Source organism: Photorhabdus sp. HUG-39 (genome assembly GCF_963878365.1).
GTDB classification, from domain to species: domain Bacteria; phylum Pseudomonadota; class Gammaproteobacteria; order Enterobacterales; family Enterobacteriaceae; genus Photorhabdus; species Photorhabdus kayaii.
Genome location: NZ_CAWNWY010000023.1, coordinates 42,083 through 57,619 on the forward strand (window position 1 = coordinate 42,083; position 15,537 = coordinate 57,619).

The 15,537-nt window shown below is 43.0% G+C and carries 13 protein-coding genes and 2 pseudogenes; 4 read left to right on the top strand and 11 right to left on the bottom strand.

Features of this window, described 5'->3' with window-relative positions:
- The first annotated feature begins 115 nt into the window (after window positions 1-115).
- Window positions 116-958, top strand: coding sequence for an Insecticial toxin (locus AAC155_RS15250; RefSeq protein ID WP_229015781.1), 843 nt, complete (start codon window positions 116-118; stop codon window positions 956-958).
- On the opposite strand, the gene AAC155_RS15255 is transcribed toward AAC155_RS15250, so the two are convergent.
- A complete protein-coding gene (locus AAC155_RS15255; RefSeq protein WP_146748107.1) occupies window positions 939-1,067 on the bottom strand; it encodes a type II toxin-antitoxin system YoeB family toxin in 129 nt (42 codons plus the stop codon). The genes AAC155_RS15250 and AAC155_RS15255 overlap by 20 nt on opposite strands.
- 704 nt (window positions 1,068-1,771) lie before the next feature.
- Here AAC155_RS15255 and AAC155_RS15260 point away from each other — a divergent pair.
- Complete coding sequence (locus tag AAC155_RS15260; RefSeq protein ID WP_113043174.1) at window positions 1,772-2,569, top strand: tail fiber protein; 798 nt, start codon at window positions 1,772-1,774, stop codon at window positions 2,567-2,569.
- A 62-nt stretch (window positions 2,570-2,631) separates the two neighbouring features.
- Entirely contained in the window at window positions 2,632-3,681 is a 1,050-nt protein-coding gene (locus AAC155_RS15265; protein WP_113043175.1) for a fucose-binding lectin II, read from the top strand.
- Window positions 3,682-3,802: 121 nt separating this feature from the next.
- Here AAC155_RS15265 and AAC155_RS15270 read toward each other — a convergent pair.
- The 3 genes and pseudogenes from AAC155_RS15270 to AAC155_RS15280 form a co-directional block, all read right to left on the bottom strand.
- A pseudogene (locus AAC155_RS15270) lies at window positions 3,803-3,997 on the bottom strand (ISNCY family transposase); the annotation flags it as partial.
- A gap of 53 nt (window positions 3,998-4,050) precedes the next feature.
- Window positions 4,051-4,953 (bottom strand): Rpn family recombination-promoting nuclease/putative transposase, encoded by a 903-nt coding sequence (locus AAC155_RS15275; protein WP_113043176.1) that lies wholly within the window; start codon window positions 4,951-4,953, stop codon window positions 4,051-4,053.
- 146 nt (window positions 4,954-5,099) lie between these two features.
- Window positions 5,100-5,339 carry a type II toxin-antitoxin system prevent-host-death family antitoxin gene (locus tag AAC155_RS15280; RefSeq protein WP_113043177.1) on the bottom strand — a complete coding sequence of 80 codons (240 nt, stop codon included), beginning with the start codon at window positions 5,337-5,339 and terminating at the stop codon, window positions 5,100-5,102.
- Window positions 5,340-5,707: 368 nt separating this feature from the next.
- Here AAC155_RS15280 and AAC155_RS15285 point away from each other — a divergent pair, with 368 nt between their 5' ends.
- A complete protein-coding gene (locus AAC155_RS15285) occupies window positions 5,708-6,328 on the top strand; it encodes a DNA-binding protein (RefSeq protein WP_113043178.1) in 621 nt (206 codons plus the stop codon).
- Between the two features lie 355 nt (window positions 6,329-6,683).
- Here AAC155_RS15285 and AAC155_RS15290 read toward each other — a convergent pair whose 3' ends face one another.
- The 7 genes and pseudogenes from AAC155_RS15290 to mukF all read right to left on the bottom strand — a co-directional run bounded on the left by AAC155_RS15290 (window position 6,684) and on the right by mukF (window position 15,530).
- Window positions 6,684-7,595, bottom strand: a complete 912-nt coding sequence (locus AAC155_RS15290) for a ribosome-inactivating family protein (protein WP_113024945.1) — start codon at window positions 7,593-7,595, stop codon at window positions 6,684-6,686.
- A 202-nt stretch (window positions 7,596-7,797) separates the two neighbouring features.
- Window positions 7,798-8,097 carry a hypothetical protein gene (locus AAC155_RS15295; RefSeq protein WP_113024944.1) on the bottom strand — a complete coding sequence of 100 codons (300 nt, stop codon included), beginning with the start codon at window positions 8,095-8,097 and terminating at the stop codon, window positions 7,798-7,800.
- 54 nt (window positions 8,098-8,151) lie between these two features.
- Window positions 8,152-8,274, bottom strand: a pseudogene (locus tag AAC155_RS15300) (transposase); the annotation flags it as partial.
- A 174-nt stretch (window positions 8,275-8,448) separates the two neighbouring features.
- Window positions 8,449-8,736 (bottom strand): hypothetical protein, encoded by a 288-nt coding sequence (locus AAC155_RS15305; protein WP_113024943.1) that lies wholly within the window; start codon window positions 8,734-8,736, stop codon window positions 8,449-8,451.
- A 323-nt stretch (window positions 8,737-9,059) separates the two neighbouring features.
- Complete coding sequence (mukB, locus tag AAC155_RS15310) at window positions 9,060-13,508, bottom strand: chromosome partition protein MukB (protein ID WP_113043179.1); 4,449 nt, start codon at window positions 13,506-13,508, stop codon at window positions 9,060-9,062.
- Window positions 13,505-14,227: a chromosome partition protein MukE gene (mukE, locus tag AAC155_RS15315; protein WP_113043180.1), complete on the bottom strand. Its 723-nt coding sequence runs from the start codon at window positions 14,225-14,227 to the stop codon at window positions 13,505-13,507. Before mukE ends, mukB begins: the two co-directional genes overlap by 4 nt.
- On the bottom strand, window positions 14,208-15,530 hold the full coding sequence (gene mukF / locus AAC155_RS15320; RefSeq protein ID WP_113043181.1) for a chromosome partition protein MukF: 1,323 nt from the start codon (window positions 15,528-15,530) through the stop codon (window positions 14,208-14,210). Before mukF ends, mukE begins: the two co-directional genes overlap by 20 nt.
- Between the last annotated feature and the right edge of the window lie 7 nt (window positions 15,531-15,537).

The window sequence follows — 15,537 nt, forward strand, 5'->3', positions numbered from 1 at the left end:
TAGAACATTTCCATTACCACCCCCTTCCGATGGACATCTTTCACTTTCAAATAATCTGACTAGCGACTCCTCCGTTCGCCAAGAAGTTAAGAGACAATTTATCTGGGAAGGCCATATGGAGGCAATTGAAAAAGCGTCCAGAATAGGTAATTTTGCTGTCAGTTTTCGGGCAGCAGGTGAACCAACACTCAGAGCCTTGGGTAAAGGCGCCGCGGCCAAGGGGCATGATATTCTGGAAAAAACCATTAAACCCGGTTCAATTAACAAAGCTTATCCCATAGACGAAGCTTCAGATGTGATAAAGAAAGTGCAGGAGGCGGGTATTGAAGGCTATGTCGGTCACTGGAATAAAGAAACGGGACGTCTCAAGGGTATTTATATGAGCAGCGGTCACGGTTTATCAGATAAACAGGTCAATGGGAAAATTTATCCCATAGATTTAAACAATCTCGAAGCAAGTCTGGCTCCTTTGAAAGAAAAAAAGAATTGGGCTGCACTGCCTTTCACCGGTGATTATGATATGCACGACATGATTAGTTTTACAACGCAACCACATTCAGTGCCATCCAATTCATCAGAAGAAAAGAAAATCATCGATCGCATTAACAAATATATCGCTAAATCTGATTCAAACCGGCCATTTGAAGATATAGAGCACAATGTTATCAGGCATGGTCCTCAAGTAAGCTACCCTGCTTTTGCGATGGATAAAGAACAAGAAGAGATAAAGAAACACGGGGGAATTGTCAAAGCGGTTGCTGAACCAGGGGAATTTCCGGTTGCTATTGTCAGTAAAGGGAAATGGACAATTGCCAATAATATCGATGAACTGAATCAGTTTTATAATAGTATTGGCGCAAAAATGAAAGCAAGCTGGAAACCAGGCGCTGGAAATCCCGGATTCGTTTCCAATCCACAAAAACCGGGCATGGCTAGATTTAGCCGGAAATCTCACTAATCATACTGGCAAGAAAGAATGGTATTCTTTCTATATCTTTAAGAAGCTCGTTAAGTGAATTAACGAGCTTCTTATCATTTTGTTGGCTGCACGCGCTCACCCCAGTCACATAGTTTGCTATGCTTCCGGGGATTCACGCCCTTTCCGTCACGATCCATCTGAAATCCATAGGGTATATAACTAAAATATTATACTACTGACTCACAACTTGATCTTTAGGGTCAAATGTAAATACAGCATCTGTTGCCTGTTTTACATTTATACCTTTAGGTAATTTGATTTTAACAACAGGTAAATTTTTGCCTATTGTTAAAATGCTACTACCAAGAACTTTAAATGAGGATGCATTATTCAAATTTAATATTAAAGATCAAGTTATTAAGCCATAAACGATTATTGGATTACTTTAAGCTCTATTTTTCATACTGAGCTTACTGTAATCCACTTATCCCAATCAATAAAAACAACCCTATTCATTACCACCGACTTGCCATACTTGAAATTGAATAATCAGAAAAAATAAACATCCATTAACAATCTCTGTTATTAATTAATGTTGTATATAAAAATCCCCCGCCCATAATTGTTTTGTTTCATTGGAAATTATTTAAATAACCATTGGTTAAATTTTTAAATATAAACAATAACATCTATAAATCATGTTATTGCGGTAGCTATACTTTTCAATAAAAACTAATGAAGGTAAAGAAATAAACGCTTTTTATATTTTAAATGCAAATAGTAAATAAAGGAAAAAATCATCAATTTCATTGATGAATAAAACAACTCAATATCATATACAAGGTGATAAAAATGGAAAAAGAATATAACCGGTCCACTTTAGAATCCAATATAGAGAATACCAATACTCTGGATCGCCATGAAATTGGTAAAACGCTTGGTCAGACTGATAATCCACATTCAGCGCTAAAACCGGGTGATGACTATACACAAACAATAAAAATTAACCCTGACGGCGGCTTAACAGCAGATAAAGATGGATTAAGTGTAAAAATTAAAGCGGGTGATGGTATTAAGGTAGACAGTAGCGGCATCAGTATTGATCCCAATAATGTACTGCCAAGAGGCATGATTATGATGTTCTCCGGTGAGAATGCTCCTACAGGCTGGGCTTTTTGTGATGGCAATAATGGAACCCCAGATTTAAGAAGCCGTTTTGTCATGTGTGGTGAAACTATTTCTGAGACAGGGCAAAGCAGTAGTAAAGCTAATGGTAGTGGCACCGAAAAAAGCTTTTCCAAGAATACAGCATCAACTGCGGTTTCGGTCAATGTTACTGTGGGAAATACAGTATTAACAGAGTTACAAATACCTAGTCATAAACATATTGGGGGTATGACTTATTATACTAGTTATGGAATGAAATATGGCTACGCCCCTGATAACAAAACCGAATATCAAATAAATAATAGCTATACTAGCTCAATATGGCTGAAACCTTCATTAGGAAAAGATCACTATGCATATACATCAAACACAGGAGGTGGACAAGGACATAACCATCCGGCAACAGCATCGTCCCCTTCACATAATCATAGCATTGATATCATTCCGCCTTATTATCTATTAGCTTTTATTATGAAACTTTAATTCCGTTGCACCAGAAAGATTTAAATTACCTCTTATTTTCTAATTACAAAGGATATATAACAATGAATATATCTAGTTATTTCTTCCTGAATGAAGAAAACATTAAGTTCAATAATCAGTGTTTAAATACATACATGGGTTACCCCCAACCCATCGGTAAAGATTGGCCCAACCTGCCTGCCGGGTTCCAAAGATATATTGACGATGTTATTAATTTAAATGGCTTTTTATATTTTTTTAAAGGTTCACTGTATCTTAAATTCGATATCGTGAAAGCACAAGTCTTTGATGGACCAAACTTCATTATAGATGGCTGGCCTGGATTAAAAGGAACAGAACTGGAAAATGGAATAGATGCTGCCATAGAATTGACTACCAACACCGTTTGTTTCTTTAAAGGCAGGCATTGTATAGATTACACCATTGATTCACACACAATTGAGATGAATACTATTTCAGACCGATGGGGAATGACTGGGAAATATGCAGCATTTAGTAGCAATCTGGATGCCATTATTTCATGGCCAGATATCGATGGAAATTTTATTTATTTTTTCAAAGGTGATTCTTTTATTCGGTTCGACCCAAATTTGAATGCACTTGATGCCGGGCCAATCATCATCTCCAGCGATAATCAGGGTTGGAGAGGGTTAACCTTCAAAAATATTCAAGCGGCAGTATCGGTCGATACCGATTTATTAGGCAGTCACCGAGACAATAGTGGAGGCAATAGTAAAGTCTGTAATGGAACATGTGGTACTAATGACACGGGTAAACATTGTTTCCAGTTACCTCACAGTATTCGATTCGGCTTGATAGCCTACACTAATACAAATATTCCGCAAACTGTAAAAGTATATATTGACGATTTTCTGGTAGATACATTAACCAGTACCAGTAAAGGACAAAATAATCTCATGGTAACTAAAGACTACACATCAGGTACAGGCAAAATCTGTATTGAGATTGAAGGGGATGGCAAACCATGTAAGCTACGTTATTTCGATAATATATTTGATGGAAAACCGGGAACAGCTATTATCAGCGCTGAAAATGGTACCAATAGTCATTACAATGATAGTGTGGTGTTCTTGAATTGGCCTCTGACATAAACTAAAAATACTCGGTTTCGAATAATTATTGCGCCCTCCGTGGCGCATTTTTTCCTACTCATATGACTACCGTAAAATAAATAGTAGTATTTGGAAGAAATACAGTAATTTTGTCGGACATTTATTCAAGCTCACTCTGGCTCAGACCGGTAGTTTTCATCACTGTTTCACGATCGATTCCGCTGTTCAGCAATGCATGAGCAATTTTTAACGTTGCTTCTTGACGCCCTTCCTGACGTGCTTTATGTTCCAATCTTTGTGCTATTGTCATCAGTACCTCCTCATACCTCGGGGACTGTTCTGCCAGTCGCCGTAAGATCCTCTTCTCACACGGATCGTTGAATGCTGATTGAGAACTCTCAAGACGAGTTAGTGGCGTATTTGCTCCAGTTCGTTCTGGCTCAGACCGGTGGTTTTCATCACTGTTTCACGATCGACTCCGCTGTTCAGCAATGCATGAGCAATTTTTAACGTTGCTTCTTGACGTCCTTCCTGACGTCCTTCCTGACGTGCTTTATGTTCCAATCTTTGTGCTATTGTCATCAGTACCTCCTCATACCTCGGGGACTGTTCTGCCAGTCGCCGAATAAAACCCTCTGGATCGGCGGTATCTCCCACCTGTAATAAGTAGTTTAGCACGCTTTTTAGCTGTTCATCCGTATAGTAATCATACGTCAGCAGTATAACCAACTCTTGCAGCAGCTCTGCCATATCTCGCTGTCGGATATGCTTTTGCACCATTTCCAGTAGCGCGACCCGTTTGTGCGTCAAGATTTCATCATCCGGGATTACCGTTACATCTACCAGCGGGAATTTATTGGAATAGATTTCCTCCGCCAGGGCCGGATCATCGAAACAGTTTAGCCAATTGGTACTCCAAGGATACGGCTGTATTTTACCGTGATAGAACAACACCGGAATGACCAGCGGCAATTTTTCATGTCCCTGCTCCAGATGCCGTTGCATGGCTGAAATACCGTAGCGCATTAATCGAAATGCCATCATTTTGTCCGGGGAACTTTGGTGCTCGATCACACAATACACATAACCGTCACCCTGAGCCGTTTTCAATGAATACAAAATGTCGGAATAATGCGCCCGCAGATTGTCTTCAATAAACGACCCTGATTCCAACCGCAGTGTATCCAGATCACAAACTGCCCGTAATGTCGCAGGCAAATGTATCTCCAAAAAGTCTCTGGCAGTATCAATATGACTTAAAAACTGTTTAAAAACAGCGTCATGTGGCGTTGGTGTATTTTTTCTCTTCATCGGTGAATGGTAGCATACTTTCTTTTATATTGAAGGAATATTAAGCAAGAAACCAAGCGGACTGAGATGTCTTGAATTTTCTTTGACAAAAATTTTGATCGTACCTCAGATACTTTAATTTCCTTCTTAAGCGAAGTTCAGGTTAGTTACCTTTCCTGCAAATTTCCGCTATTTACCTGCTCCAATGATTTAAGTAAATGTTTTGCATTAGCGGATGAACGTAGTAAATAAGCAGTTTCTTCAAGGCTTGCATATTCTGCATTTGAAATAATAACGCAATCGCCACCGTTTTGTCTGGTGATCAATATTGGTGCACAATCCTGAACAACTTGATCCATTATCGAAGCAAGATTTCCCTTTGCAACGCTATATATTGTCTTCCGCATAATATGCCTTTTTCACCGTAGTATAAATATCATACAAAGATTGCATGACAAAATAGTATAATATCAAGCTAAACATCTATACCCTATGGATTTCAAGATGCATCGCGGCGGCAAGGGAGCGAATCCCCGGGAGCATAGATAACTATGTGACCGGGGTGAGAGAGTGCAGCCAACAAAGAGGCAACTTGAAGGATAACGGGTATATATGTGCTATCCGTGGCCCAATCTCTTTATTCGCACGATCCCTATCCGCCCATATGTAAAAGTTGATAGCTTTATCTGATTGCAAATCACCTTTGATTTGCACTATGTTAATTGACCAATTCTAGTTGAAAGAATAAAATAATGGTCAAGAAACAGGAGATTTTATGAACACCGCAACCAAACAACGTAATTTGAATGAGCTACAAGTGTTACTGCAAAAACGCTTTGACATAATATTCGGCTCATTGATGCCTGAGTTTGCTGAAAAGGCGAAGGCCAGCAATGCTCTTGTTCTTCCGGATAGCGAACTTTTTGGGCTGCTGTACTCAACCGTACTTGAAAAGAGTGCGAGGACTCCCGATCGCGAACTCCGCAAACTAAAGCGTCGCGCTGAGAACCTGTCCAATTTTTATAAGGAAATTGAGCGCATGGGTGGCGTAATTAAAGCAGTAGATGTTGCTGATATTCTCGGTATCACGCGTCAGGCCGTTAATTTGCGAGTGAAGGGAAATAAGCTGCTCGCTTTCAAGAAGAACAGCGATCATGTCTTCCCGCTCTTTCAATTCAAAGAGGGAGGGCTGTTACCTCACTTTGAAAACGTCATGAAAGCAATGAGCAATGATATCGGGCCTATTTCCAGAATATCGTTTTTGACTACCCCCTTGAGCGACAAGAACGGTAAAGGGAAAACCCCTATTGAGATCATGAAAGAAGATAGCAGCATTGATGATGTTTCAAAAATGCTTCGTGCAGCGAAACAGATGGGCAAACAGATCGCCAGTTAAGAGAAGTCTCCTTTGTTTGCATTGTGAGGTACCCCCATAAATAAGTTTTGCCATAGGCTTCTCCTTAATGTTTTTTTGAAATGGTGTCGTGTGCTTGCCCACTGACACCGCTATGCCGTGATTGGCATCACAATTATACGACGATTAAAGTGGTTTTAAATTGATTGATTTTTTGGGGTTTATTGCATTAAAACTTGATTACAATGCTAGTCACACATAATTGCACATAAGGGTTGTAAGACGAAATTTCCGGCTTACAACCCCATTCAGGTGACTAAAATTAGTATGCCATTACACCTAGACGAAGTACGCCTAGTGAATAACGCGTATTTCTATTTGCAAAAGTGCCGTCAATTCAATCAAACACCGCTTGTAACACATTGTTTGGCCAATAAATATTATTTATGAGAGTAATATCTCGTTCAGATGAACAGGTATCTGCGGTCAATGGGGTAGTCTCAGAAAATGTCAATAGCCTTGGTTTTAGCTTAGAGGAAGTAGAAAAATCACAATATAATGCCAATGCGAGTACTCCATATAATCTATTTCTATTTATAGAATTAACTATATCGTCAAAATAGCCCGCATTTGAACCTGCATTATTCGACATTTCATATGCATAACTGCTTAGGCTTGACCACCGGTTGGTTAATCTGACCAAACCTCCTCCTATCTGCACATTATTATCATAATTGCTAGTTATAAACGAAGATATTCGGCTAAATCTAGCTGATTCAGCCACAGCGGTAATCAATGTCATAAAAGCTCTTGCTGCTAGAGGCTCTACTGTTCCTGAACCATTTTGCCGCCATAAAGTCGTAATGGCGCTATTGATGGTTTCATTGCTCACAATTGTTTCTTCTCTTGTACGGTTAGCCCGTCTAAATAAATCAATATAACTTGAAGAAATATTTAAATTTAAAAGGTTTGTCTCCGGAACTGTTATGTTGGAAAATTCAGTATCATTGAATCTGTAGAATATCCCAGCAGAGACAAATCCCACCATATACAAATTAGTATTTGATAATATAAGATCAATAACATCCCCATTATTACTTATGAGGTGAACCGATGTATATGGTTCAGTGGGATTAAGGACAAGTAATCCGGGAACATTAGGTAGGTGGCTCCCTACTATAGATCTAAGATTCTTAATGGATTTAATATAGTTTTGAGCATCTGAATAATCAAAATTGACGCTCTTAGAATATACTACGTTACTAAATAAAAAGAAAAATAAAATCAAGTACCTGTAAAAATTTTTCATTCCGCTCTCTTCTATGATTAGAACTTAACATTTCAATTAGTCTTAAAGTGTCAATTAAATGAAGAGCCCCGCCGCAAGCAGCGGGGTATCTTAAAACATTGAAACAGTACTACCCATCCCATTTACATTAAATTGAAAAACTTCTGCGGAAAGGATTCCCCTGAGCCGCTGTTTACAACAATGCCCTTTATTCTGGTATAACTTATTCACGGTAAAGTGTAACAGCATATAAAGGTTTGTACTCACTACCATCACCTTCGATGGTTATGTCTACTTTTGTACCAATAATTTGAGCTGTCCTTAACAAATGCATCATCTCCTGATTGCAGTCATCTAAATAGAAACCCTGTCCATATCCAATTGAATTTAAATATCCCCAGCAGTGTTTATCTGAATTAGCTTTAAGCCACTGAACATAGCCAGATATCGTGTACTGCCCCGAGAATGATGGTGCCGAAAATAAAGACAAGGCAATGAAAATAGCACTGATTTTTTTATTCATGAATATTCCATTAAAATAAAACTACTATAAGGTTAGTGAAAGGATATCGATTTACCCATCAGTCCAAAATTCTCCGCCCCAGAGTGTCCTTTTCATCTGAGGACAACGTTTGAATATTTCTCTTGTTGTCAAACTTTTTATCAGTGCGACAACCTTTGCCACGCTGTATATTGGTATTATACCCGTCATCTTTCAAGTTGCCTCTTTGTTGGCTGCACTCACTCACCCCGATCACATAGTTATCTATGCTCCCGGGGATTCGCTCCCTTGCCGTCGCGATCCATCTTGAAATCCATTGGGTATATTATGGCAGCTATAAAATTTGGATAGAAATCATCCATCCGTTCTATTTCAATCCTTTTTAATGGAGTAATTTGTTATTCTATCGTCTATATAAAATGGCAAATCCAGAACAAAAGCAATCTGTGCTTTCTGAACAGCATTATCATGAATTTCCACTTTTTTACCATCCTTAGTTAGGATGTAGTTATACTGGCCTACTACAATTCCCACCTCTTTCACTTTAACAAACTCCCCGTTAATAGATTTGCAGTCACTACAGTTGTTTGCCCAAGATTTATTTGCCAACAAGGAAAAACAAATTAGACTAAAAAAAGAAAGTTTCGAAAGAGTCTTCATACAACACCTCATCTCTGCTACATTTAATTTTAAAAAAAGAGTTTCGAAAGAAAATTATATAACACCTGTTTATGATATATTGAATATTAAAATTCAATATGTATATTTAACTACATTTTTCCTCGGTTTTTCTCCCATTGTACACTCAGGGCAAGATCGCGAATATTTTTAATCAAAAATAAATCCGAGTGTAGTGGTCAACTAATACCGAATCTAATAAGCAAAAAATAATGGTACAACCTCAAGCTAAATATCCATTGCGCCATCCGTGGCGCACTCTCTTTATTTTCCCTACTTACAATTACCGTAAAGCATCCATTTAATTAAGCGGTAGCATCTGAAATCAATTGGGTTGCCGGCACATCCTGTCCAAATCCTCGCAACCCTACCACATGCACATGTTCGTGGTTTTTAAACACTTTACGCACCAGTTTATAGGTGGTTCCTTTTTCAGGACTGATATTTTCCGGGGCAGCGATAATTAACTGCATTTGCAGTCGTTCGCATAGTTCAAACAGAGTGGCAATGGATTTGGCATCCAGACGCGCCGCTTCATCGAGGAATAGCAACCGACAAGGGGAAATATCTTTACCTCGCAAACGGCGGGATTCTTCTTCCCAACTCTGCACCACCATCACCAAAATGGACATGCCGGTACCGATCGCTTCACCAGTAGACAACGCCCCACTCTCTGCTTTTAACCAGCCATCAGATCCACGGTTAACTTCAACATCCAGTTCCAGATAGTTGCGATAATCCAACAACTCTTCACCTATGGTTTGCGGCAGGCGCTGCCCCATATCTACTTGCGGATTCAGGCGCTGATAAAGTTTTGCCATTGCTTCCGAGAAGGTTAATCGCTGGCTGTTAAATAGATCCTGATGCTGTTCTTGCTGTTCAGAAAGCACATCCAGCAATATCGCGTGGCTTTCACGCACGTTTACATTCAACCGCACACCACGGACTTGTCCGAAGGAGACCGCTTGTAATCCTTGGTTTAGCATGCGGATGCGGTTCTGCTCACGTTGAATGGTTTTGCGGATAATATTCGCCACACTCTTCGAACTGATGGCTAATTTCTGCTCGCGAGCGGTCAGCTCTTCTGTCAAACGAGCCAGCTCAATTTCCATCTGTTCAATGGCATCAACCGGATCGTCAGTGCGGATAATATCTTGACGAATGCGTTCGCGCAGGTGCTGATAAACGGCAATAAAGAACTGAACTTTACGTTCAGGGCGTTTGGGATCTTCGGACAAACGCAAGGCATCACGCAGATGTTCGTTATCAGCCACCGCCAGACGCAATGCACCCAACGCCTTATCCGACATGGAACGTAACGCGCCACCGTCCATATAAGCCAGTTCACGGCGATGCAGACGACGCTCAACACCATTATCTTTCACCATCCGCATCACCGCGCACCAGCCCGCTTTGGCAGAAACCACCTGTTCACGGATTTGATGGTAATCGCGTTCCAGTTTACGCAGTTTCTTCTGCAAGCTATCCATTTCCGCTTCGCAAAAGGCGATCTGCTTCTCAAGCTGATTGACTCTGGAACGGTTAGTGCTGAGCGCCTCATGGAGCCGATCACGGCGCTCGCGGGCACGCATTTCAGCATTCGCATCCGCTTGAACACCAATCTCTTTCATCTCCTGTTCCAGCTCTTTCAGCATATCCTGTTTGGTTTCATAGGAACTTTTCAGGGATGCCAGCACTTGGTTAAATTGGGAATACTGCGCTTGCTGTTGACGCAGTTGTTCGCGGGCGCGGCTGCGATCCGATTCCGCGTGTTCCAGACGCTGACGCAGTTTGTCATTCAGATCCGCATTTTCACTGAGCATACCGGCAGAATCACTGTAGCTAAAATGCGCGCGACGCTGTACCACTTCCACCAGCGCAAAAGCCCGTTGTTTAGCCTGATGCTGGCTCTGTTTGGCCGTTTCATAGTCCCGTTGCAACTGTTCATGCTGCTGTGGATCGCTTTGCAGAACAGCAACCATCGGTTCCAACTTCGCTAATGACGAACCATGTTGTTGCAGGAAACGAGCCGCTTCCTGCGCTTCTTCCAGCTCTTCGCGTATCTCTTCTACGCGATCGATTAAGGTTTCATCCAGCAATAGCGTCACTTGAGGGATCAGGCGATTTAATGTCGTCAGGCTCTCTTTAGCCTGAGTATATTGCTGACGCTGTTGTTGGGTCTGCTCTTCAAACCGGGATAGTTCACGTTCGAGTTCTGTGTGACGCTGCCGCAGTTCGCGGATTTCGGCTTCCGGATCGGCATCAAATGCCACAGACAGGTGTTTACCCACAAACTGACTGAATGCTTGATGCGCACGTTGGATTTTCTGCACATCAAAAGAGAGCGTAGCATAACGCTCTGCCAAGGTATCTCGTTCCAGATTCAAGGCTTCTAGACGGTTTTCTCTGGCAGCACGGCCAAACAATGGCAATTCAGGATAACGGGAATAACGCCATTGGCGGTCAGAAGATTTGACCAATACCGCATTTTCCTGCTCTTCGGCACTAAATACGCTGTCATCAAAGGATTGCGGATCTCCTTCAATTAGATAGAGATCTTCCGGGCAATCTTCCAGCGCTTCAAGGTGTGGACGAACCAGAGAAAGATCGGGCACCACAATGCCATGTCGAGCTGGCCCATACAAGGCAGAGAAGTACGGTGCATCATCAATGGTGATGTCGTCATAAATTTCTGACAGCAAAACTCCACCGAAACGTTCCGCCAGCGCAATCATCCGGCTATCTTCCGCTCCGCTCGGTTGACTGAGGCGCTCGATCTGCTTTTCCAACTCACGTTTTTGCGCCGCAACTTCATCTCGCTCTACCGTGGCTTCACGTTCACGTTCAAGCAACTGCTGCATATATTCCGTCACGTCATTACTGCTCGCCAGCGCTTCACCATTCTGTTCACACAGTTGGCTCAGGGTATCCTGCGCAGCCAGCCAGACCGGGGCACGGGCAGTCAGTGACTGAATTTTCTGTTTCAGTTGTTCAAGCGCCTGACGCATCTCCATACGGCGTTCACCGCTTTCATTAACGCTTAGGCTTAGTGCTTCCTGACGAGCTTCAAGTTCATTTTGTAATCCTTCCAGATCTTCAACCTGATATTGCTGCCCCTGGCGTTTACAAAATTCGTTTAATAAAAACTCTGCATTTTGTTGGTTGGTCAGGCGCTGCTCCAGTTCAGCCAATCGCATTCGCAATGGCGGCACACGATCCGCAAGATGTTGCTGTGACGGCCAGTCACGCAGCAATTCACGAGCTCTCTGCCACGCTTCACTGCGGCTGATTTCACCAACCATGTTTTTCACCAGTTGATATGCCTGCTCAAACTGGCTATGAGCCGCATCAGCAACACTTAATTTCTGTTCCAGCGCCAACAGGGCTTCTGTCGCCTGTTGCTCTTTAGCCTGAAAGGTTTCCAGCCATGTTTCTGCATTATCAGCGGCAAGATCCGGTAACCGACAAAGCTCACGAGCACGTTCCAGCGCTTGTAACGCCTGTTGATACTGAATAGCGCGAGTTTGCTGAACATCCAGTGCTTGCTGGTAATCTGCCAACTGGCTTTTCAGCTCATCGACTTCCTGTTCCGCCGCTTCCGCTCTGGCTTCATATTCAGATTGAAGTTCCGCTGCTTCTTCAACAACCTCAGTTTGCTCTTCCAGACGGTAAGAAAGTTCTTCCAGATCTCCCTGATAACGGTCAATTTTTTCCTGCTGGCGCATGGCTGTCTGCACCAAATTCAGATGATCACTGGCGGCCTGATGATCAGCTTCTAAATCAACAGAAGCTCCACTCTGCTCCGCCAGTTCCCGCGCCATTTCGACATGGCGATACTGTTCGGTTGCCAGTTGCCTATGGCTACCAAATAGCTCTCCACGCAATGCCAGTGCCTGATCCAGATGGGTGCGACGCTCATTGGCATGGCGCATGTAATCAGCGGAAACGTAAGAAGTTGCTTCGGTAATCAAATGCTTAAACAGATCGCGATCAGATTGAGTTACCCGGATAGCCTCCAGTGTTATACGGTTTTCACGCAGCGCCGCTTCCATATCCTGAAATGCCTTGCGAACACCACTGTTTTCCGGCAACAGGTAATCGCGCAGGGAACGGGTAATGGCGCTGGAAATACCGCCATACAGGGAAGCTTCGATCAGACGATAAAATTTACTACGATCACTTGCTGAACGCAGGCGTTTGGGTATCACTCCCAAATCAAACATCAGCGCATGATAATCTGTGATGGAGTTAAATTGTTTGAACTGCACACCTTCCATCTCATCAAGGCGATCTTTCAGTTCATTCAGTGGCAATACCCGCGCCTGTCTTTCACCCACATTTTCAGTCAATAACTGCGTAGGTTGAATAGCGGTTGGCAACCCTTGAATCATAAAAGGTTTGATATCGACCTTACGGTCACGCCCCGCCACTTGTTGCAATCTCACCCCAACCACCACCCGCTGATGGCGGGAGTTAATCACATCCAAGGTTGAGTAACAGACCCCCGCCCGCAATTTGCCGTGCAAACCTTTATCACGAGAACCGGAAGTGGCACCGGCTTCGGTGGTGTTACGGAAATGCAACAAGGTTAAATCAGGGATCAGCGCAGTGACAAAAGCCGCCATCGTGGTGGATTTACCCGCCCCATTACCGCCTGATAAGGTGGTCACTAATTCATCAAGATCAAATGTTCTGGCAAAAAAGCCATTCCAGTTAACCAGCGTCAGTGAACGAAATTTACCGCGTTCAATCATAGTTGTTCATCTCCCGCACCTTCTGCTGAGTTATCCGGTGTTTCATCATTTTCACTGTCATCAAGCGACAAACCGCCTTCAATCGGCATTGCCTCACCGTCACGGATCATCCTCAGTTGTACTTCACGAGGATCGTCGCCACTGCGCACATCCGCACCAAAACGGAATACCGCCTCAGTAATGGTAAATTTGTTGTTGTCATTTGGCAGGATATAGACCATCCCCAGACGACGCAGACGGTTCAGTGTCGTGCGCACTTTTTCCTGCAATTTCTGTTTATCCAAATCGGAACCGGAGGAGCGTTGGTTGACAAACTTCATCAACTTGCCCTCATCGGCCAGTGAGATCAGCTCTTCGTACAGCTCTTGAGCAGTAAAAATCCCCTGATTAGCCAGACGTTCCGGGCTGAGATAGAGATAACAAAGAATTTTTCCTACCATCATATCCAGCCCTGATAATACCGAACGCGGGATCAATGTGGTTGAACGGGGCCGCAGATAGAAGAAACCTTCTGGCGCACGGATCAACTCCACATTATAGCGGGCGTAAAATTCCTCCAATTGCTCCTGAAAATCCATCAGATAAGCGTGATTATCAAGATCATCCATCCCGATATGACGACCCGCACGAAGCTGGCTATCCAGTTCCGGGAAAAGTGAATTGGCTAACGCCTGTGCCAGTTTAACTGGCATAAATTGTTCAATATGTGTCGATGACATGTGCCTGTACCTTGGCTCCGTAATCATTAATCGCTAACCATTCCGCTGGCAGCCCAGAGAAATCCGCTTCTGCCACACCCAATCGCACAGCCTGATCCACCAAAATACGCGCCACATCAAAGTGACGAGAGAGCGGATGCTGAGCAAGGTAATCCCTTAACACTGCACCTAAATCCAGTGGACGCTGTTCCTGCTGATATATCAACAGCGCTTTTTCAATCATTTCTGCCAGTCGTTCGTTTATTTCACTGAATTCTTCATATTCCAGCGCTAACGGCAGTTCACCCGTGACTTCTTCATTACGTAGCGTCAATTCTTCGTCCCGCATATCCAGCAAACGTTCGGCGTTAGCAATGGTGAGGGTCCACGGGTTATCAAAATAGTGTTGAACTGATTGACGTAAGCGCTGAGAGAAAATACGGTTTTTATCCATATCAATCGCGGTACGGATAAATTTGTGAACGTGACGATCGTAGCCAATCCATAAATCAATCGCCTGCTGACCCCAACTGATAATACGATCCAGTTTGCTTTGCAGATCAAATACCAGTTTATCAACCAGTTCTGATCCACCACTGTCCATATTGGCTTCCTGAATGCGCAGCAAATTAGCCTGTAATTTGTCTCCAGCCGCTTCTAGTGTGTCCTGAAGTTCCCGCAACGTACCCGATGTTTCGGATAACAGTTGCTCACAGTTGGCAATCGCTGCCTGCCAATCTTGATTCAGCAACGCCGCAATATCTTCTTTAACCGAGCTTTGCTGCTCGTCCATTACGCGCTGAGACATGTCGATGCTGTCGAAGATTTCCGCCACAGAATATTTCAGCGGTGCAAAAACATTACGGTGCCAATGAAATTCATCTCCCTTTTCTTCTGCCGCTTCTGCTGCCCGGTGTAACTCACTCGCCACCACCGAAAGTTGCATCGAAAGACGTAAGGTAGAAAATTCCCGCTGACGAATGTAGTAGTCACTGATACTTATTCCAAGCGGGGTTAAGCGATAGATTGCATGGTTATCGGCCAATTCACTGGTGAAACGGTTAAGAAGTTTCTGACGCACCATGTCATTGATAGCATTGTTGGCCCGTACGGCGACAGATTCTGTGGTCTGCTCAAATCCTTTGCAAACTTCACGAAAAGCATCAACCAGCTCCCCTTCGCTCATCTCGCCATCCAGACGCTCGCTGTTCAACACCGCAATTGCCATCAGAAAAGCCAGCCTTTCTACAGGCAAGGAGATGGAAAAGTCGTTTTTCCTGGCCCAAGACACCAGTTCCGGGACAGTCTGGGAATATTCACTCATAATTTGT

What these genes read in the sequence shown, in the direction of transcription:
- AAC155_RS15280 (WP_113043177.1), bottom strand. Translation starts at nt 5,339, where the DNA reads ATGCGGAAGACAATATATAGCGTTGCAAAGGGAAATCTTGCTTCGATA.
- AAC155_RS15265 (WP_113043175.1), top strand. Translation starts at nt 2,632, where the DNA reads ATGAATATATCTAGTTATTTCTTCCTGAATGAAGAAAACATTAAGTTC.
- AAC155_RS15305 (WP_113024943.1), bottom strand. Translation starts at nt 8,736, where the DNA reads ATGAAGACTCTTTCGAAACTTTCTTTTTTTAGTCTAATTTGTTTTTCC.
- AAC155_RS15290 (WP_113024945.1), bottom strand. Translation starts at nt 7,595, where the DNA reads ATGAAAAATTTTTACAGGTACTTGATTTTATTTTTCTTTTTATTTAGT.
- AAC155_RS15260 (WP_113043174.1), top strand. Translation starts at nt 1,772, where the DNA reads ATGGAAAAAGAATATAACCGGTCCACTTTAGAATCCAATATAGAGAAT.
- AAC155_RS15275 (WP_113043176.1), bottom strand. Translation starts at nt 4,953, where the DNA reads ATGAAGAGAAAAAATACACCAACGCCACATGACGCTGTTTTTAAACAG.
- mukE (WP_113043180.1), bottom strand. Translation starts at nt 14,227, where the DNA reads ATGTCATCGACACATATTGAACAATTTATGCCAGTTAAACTGGCACAG.
- AAC155_RS15250 (WP_229015781.1), top strand. Translation starts at nt 116, where the DNA reads ATGGAGGCAATTGAAAAAGCGTCCAGAATAGGTAATTTTGCTGTCAGT.
- mukF (WP_113043181.1), bottom strand. Translation starts at nt 15,530, where the DNA reads ATGAGTGAATATTCCCAGACTGTCCCGGAACTGGTGTCTTGGGCCAGG.
- mukB (WP_113043179.1), bottom strand. Translation starts at nt 13,508, where the DNA reads ATGATTGAACGCGGTAAATTTCGTTCACTGACGCTGGTTAACTGGAAT.
- AAC155_RS15285 (WP_113043178.1), top strand. Translation starts at nt 5,708, where the DNA reads ATGAACACCGCAACCAAACAACGTAATTTGAATGAGCTACAAGTGTTA.
- AAC155_RS15295 (WP_113024944.1), bottom strand. Translation starts at nt 8,097, where the DNA reads ATGAATAAAAAAATCAGTGCTATTTTCATTGCCTTGTCTTTATTTTCG.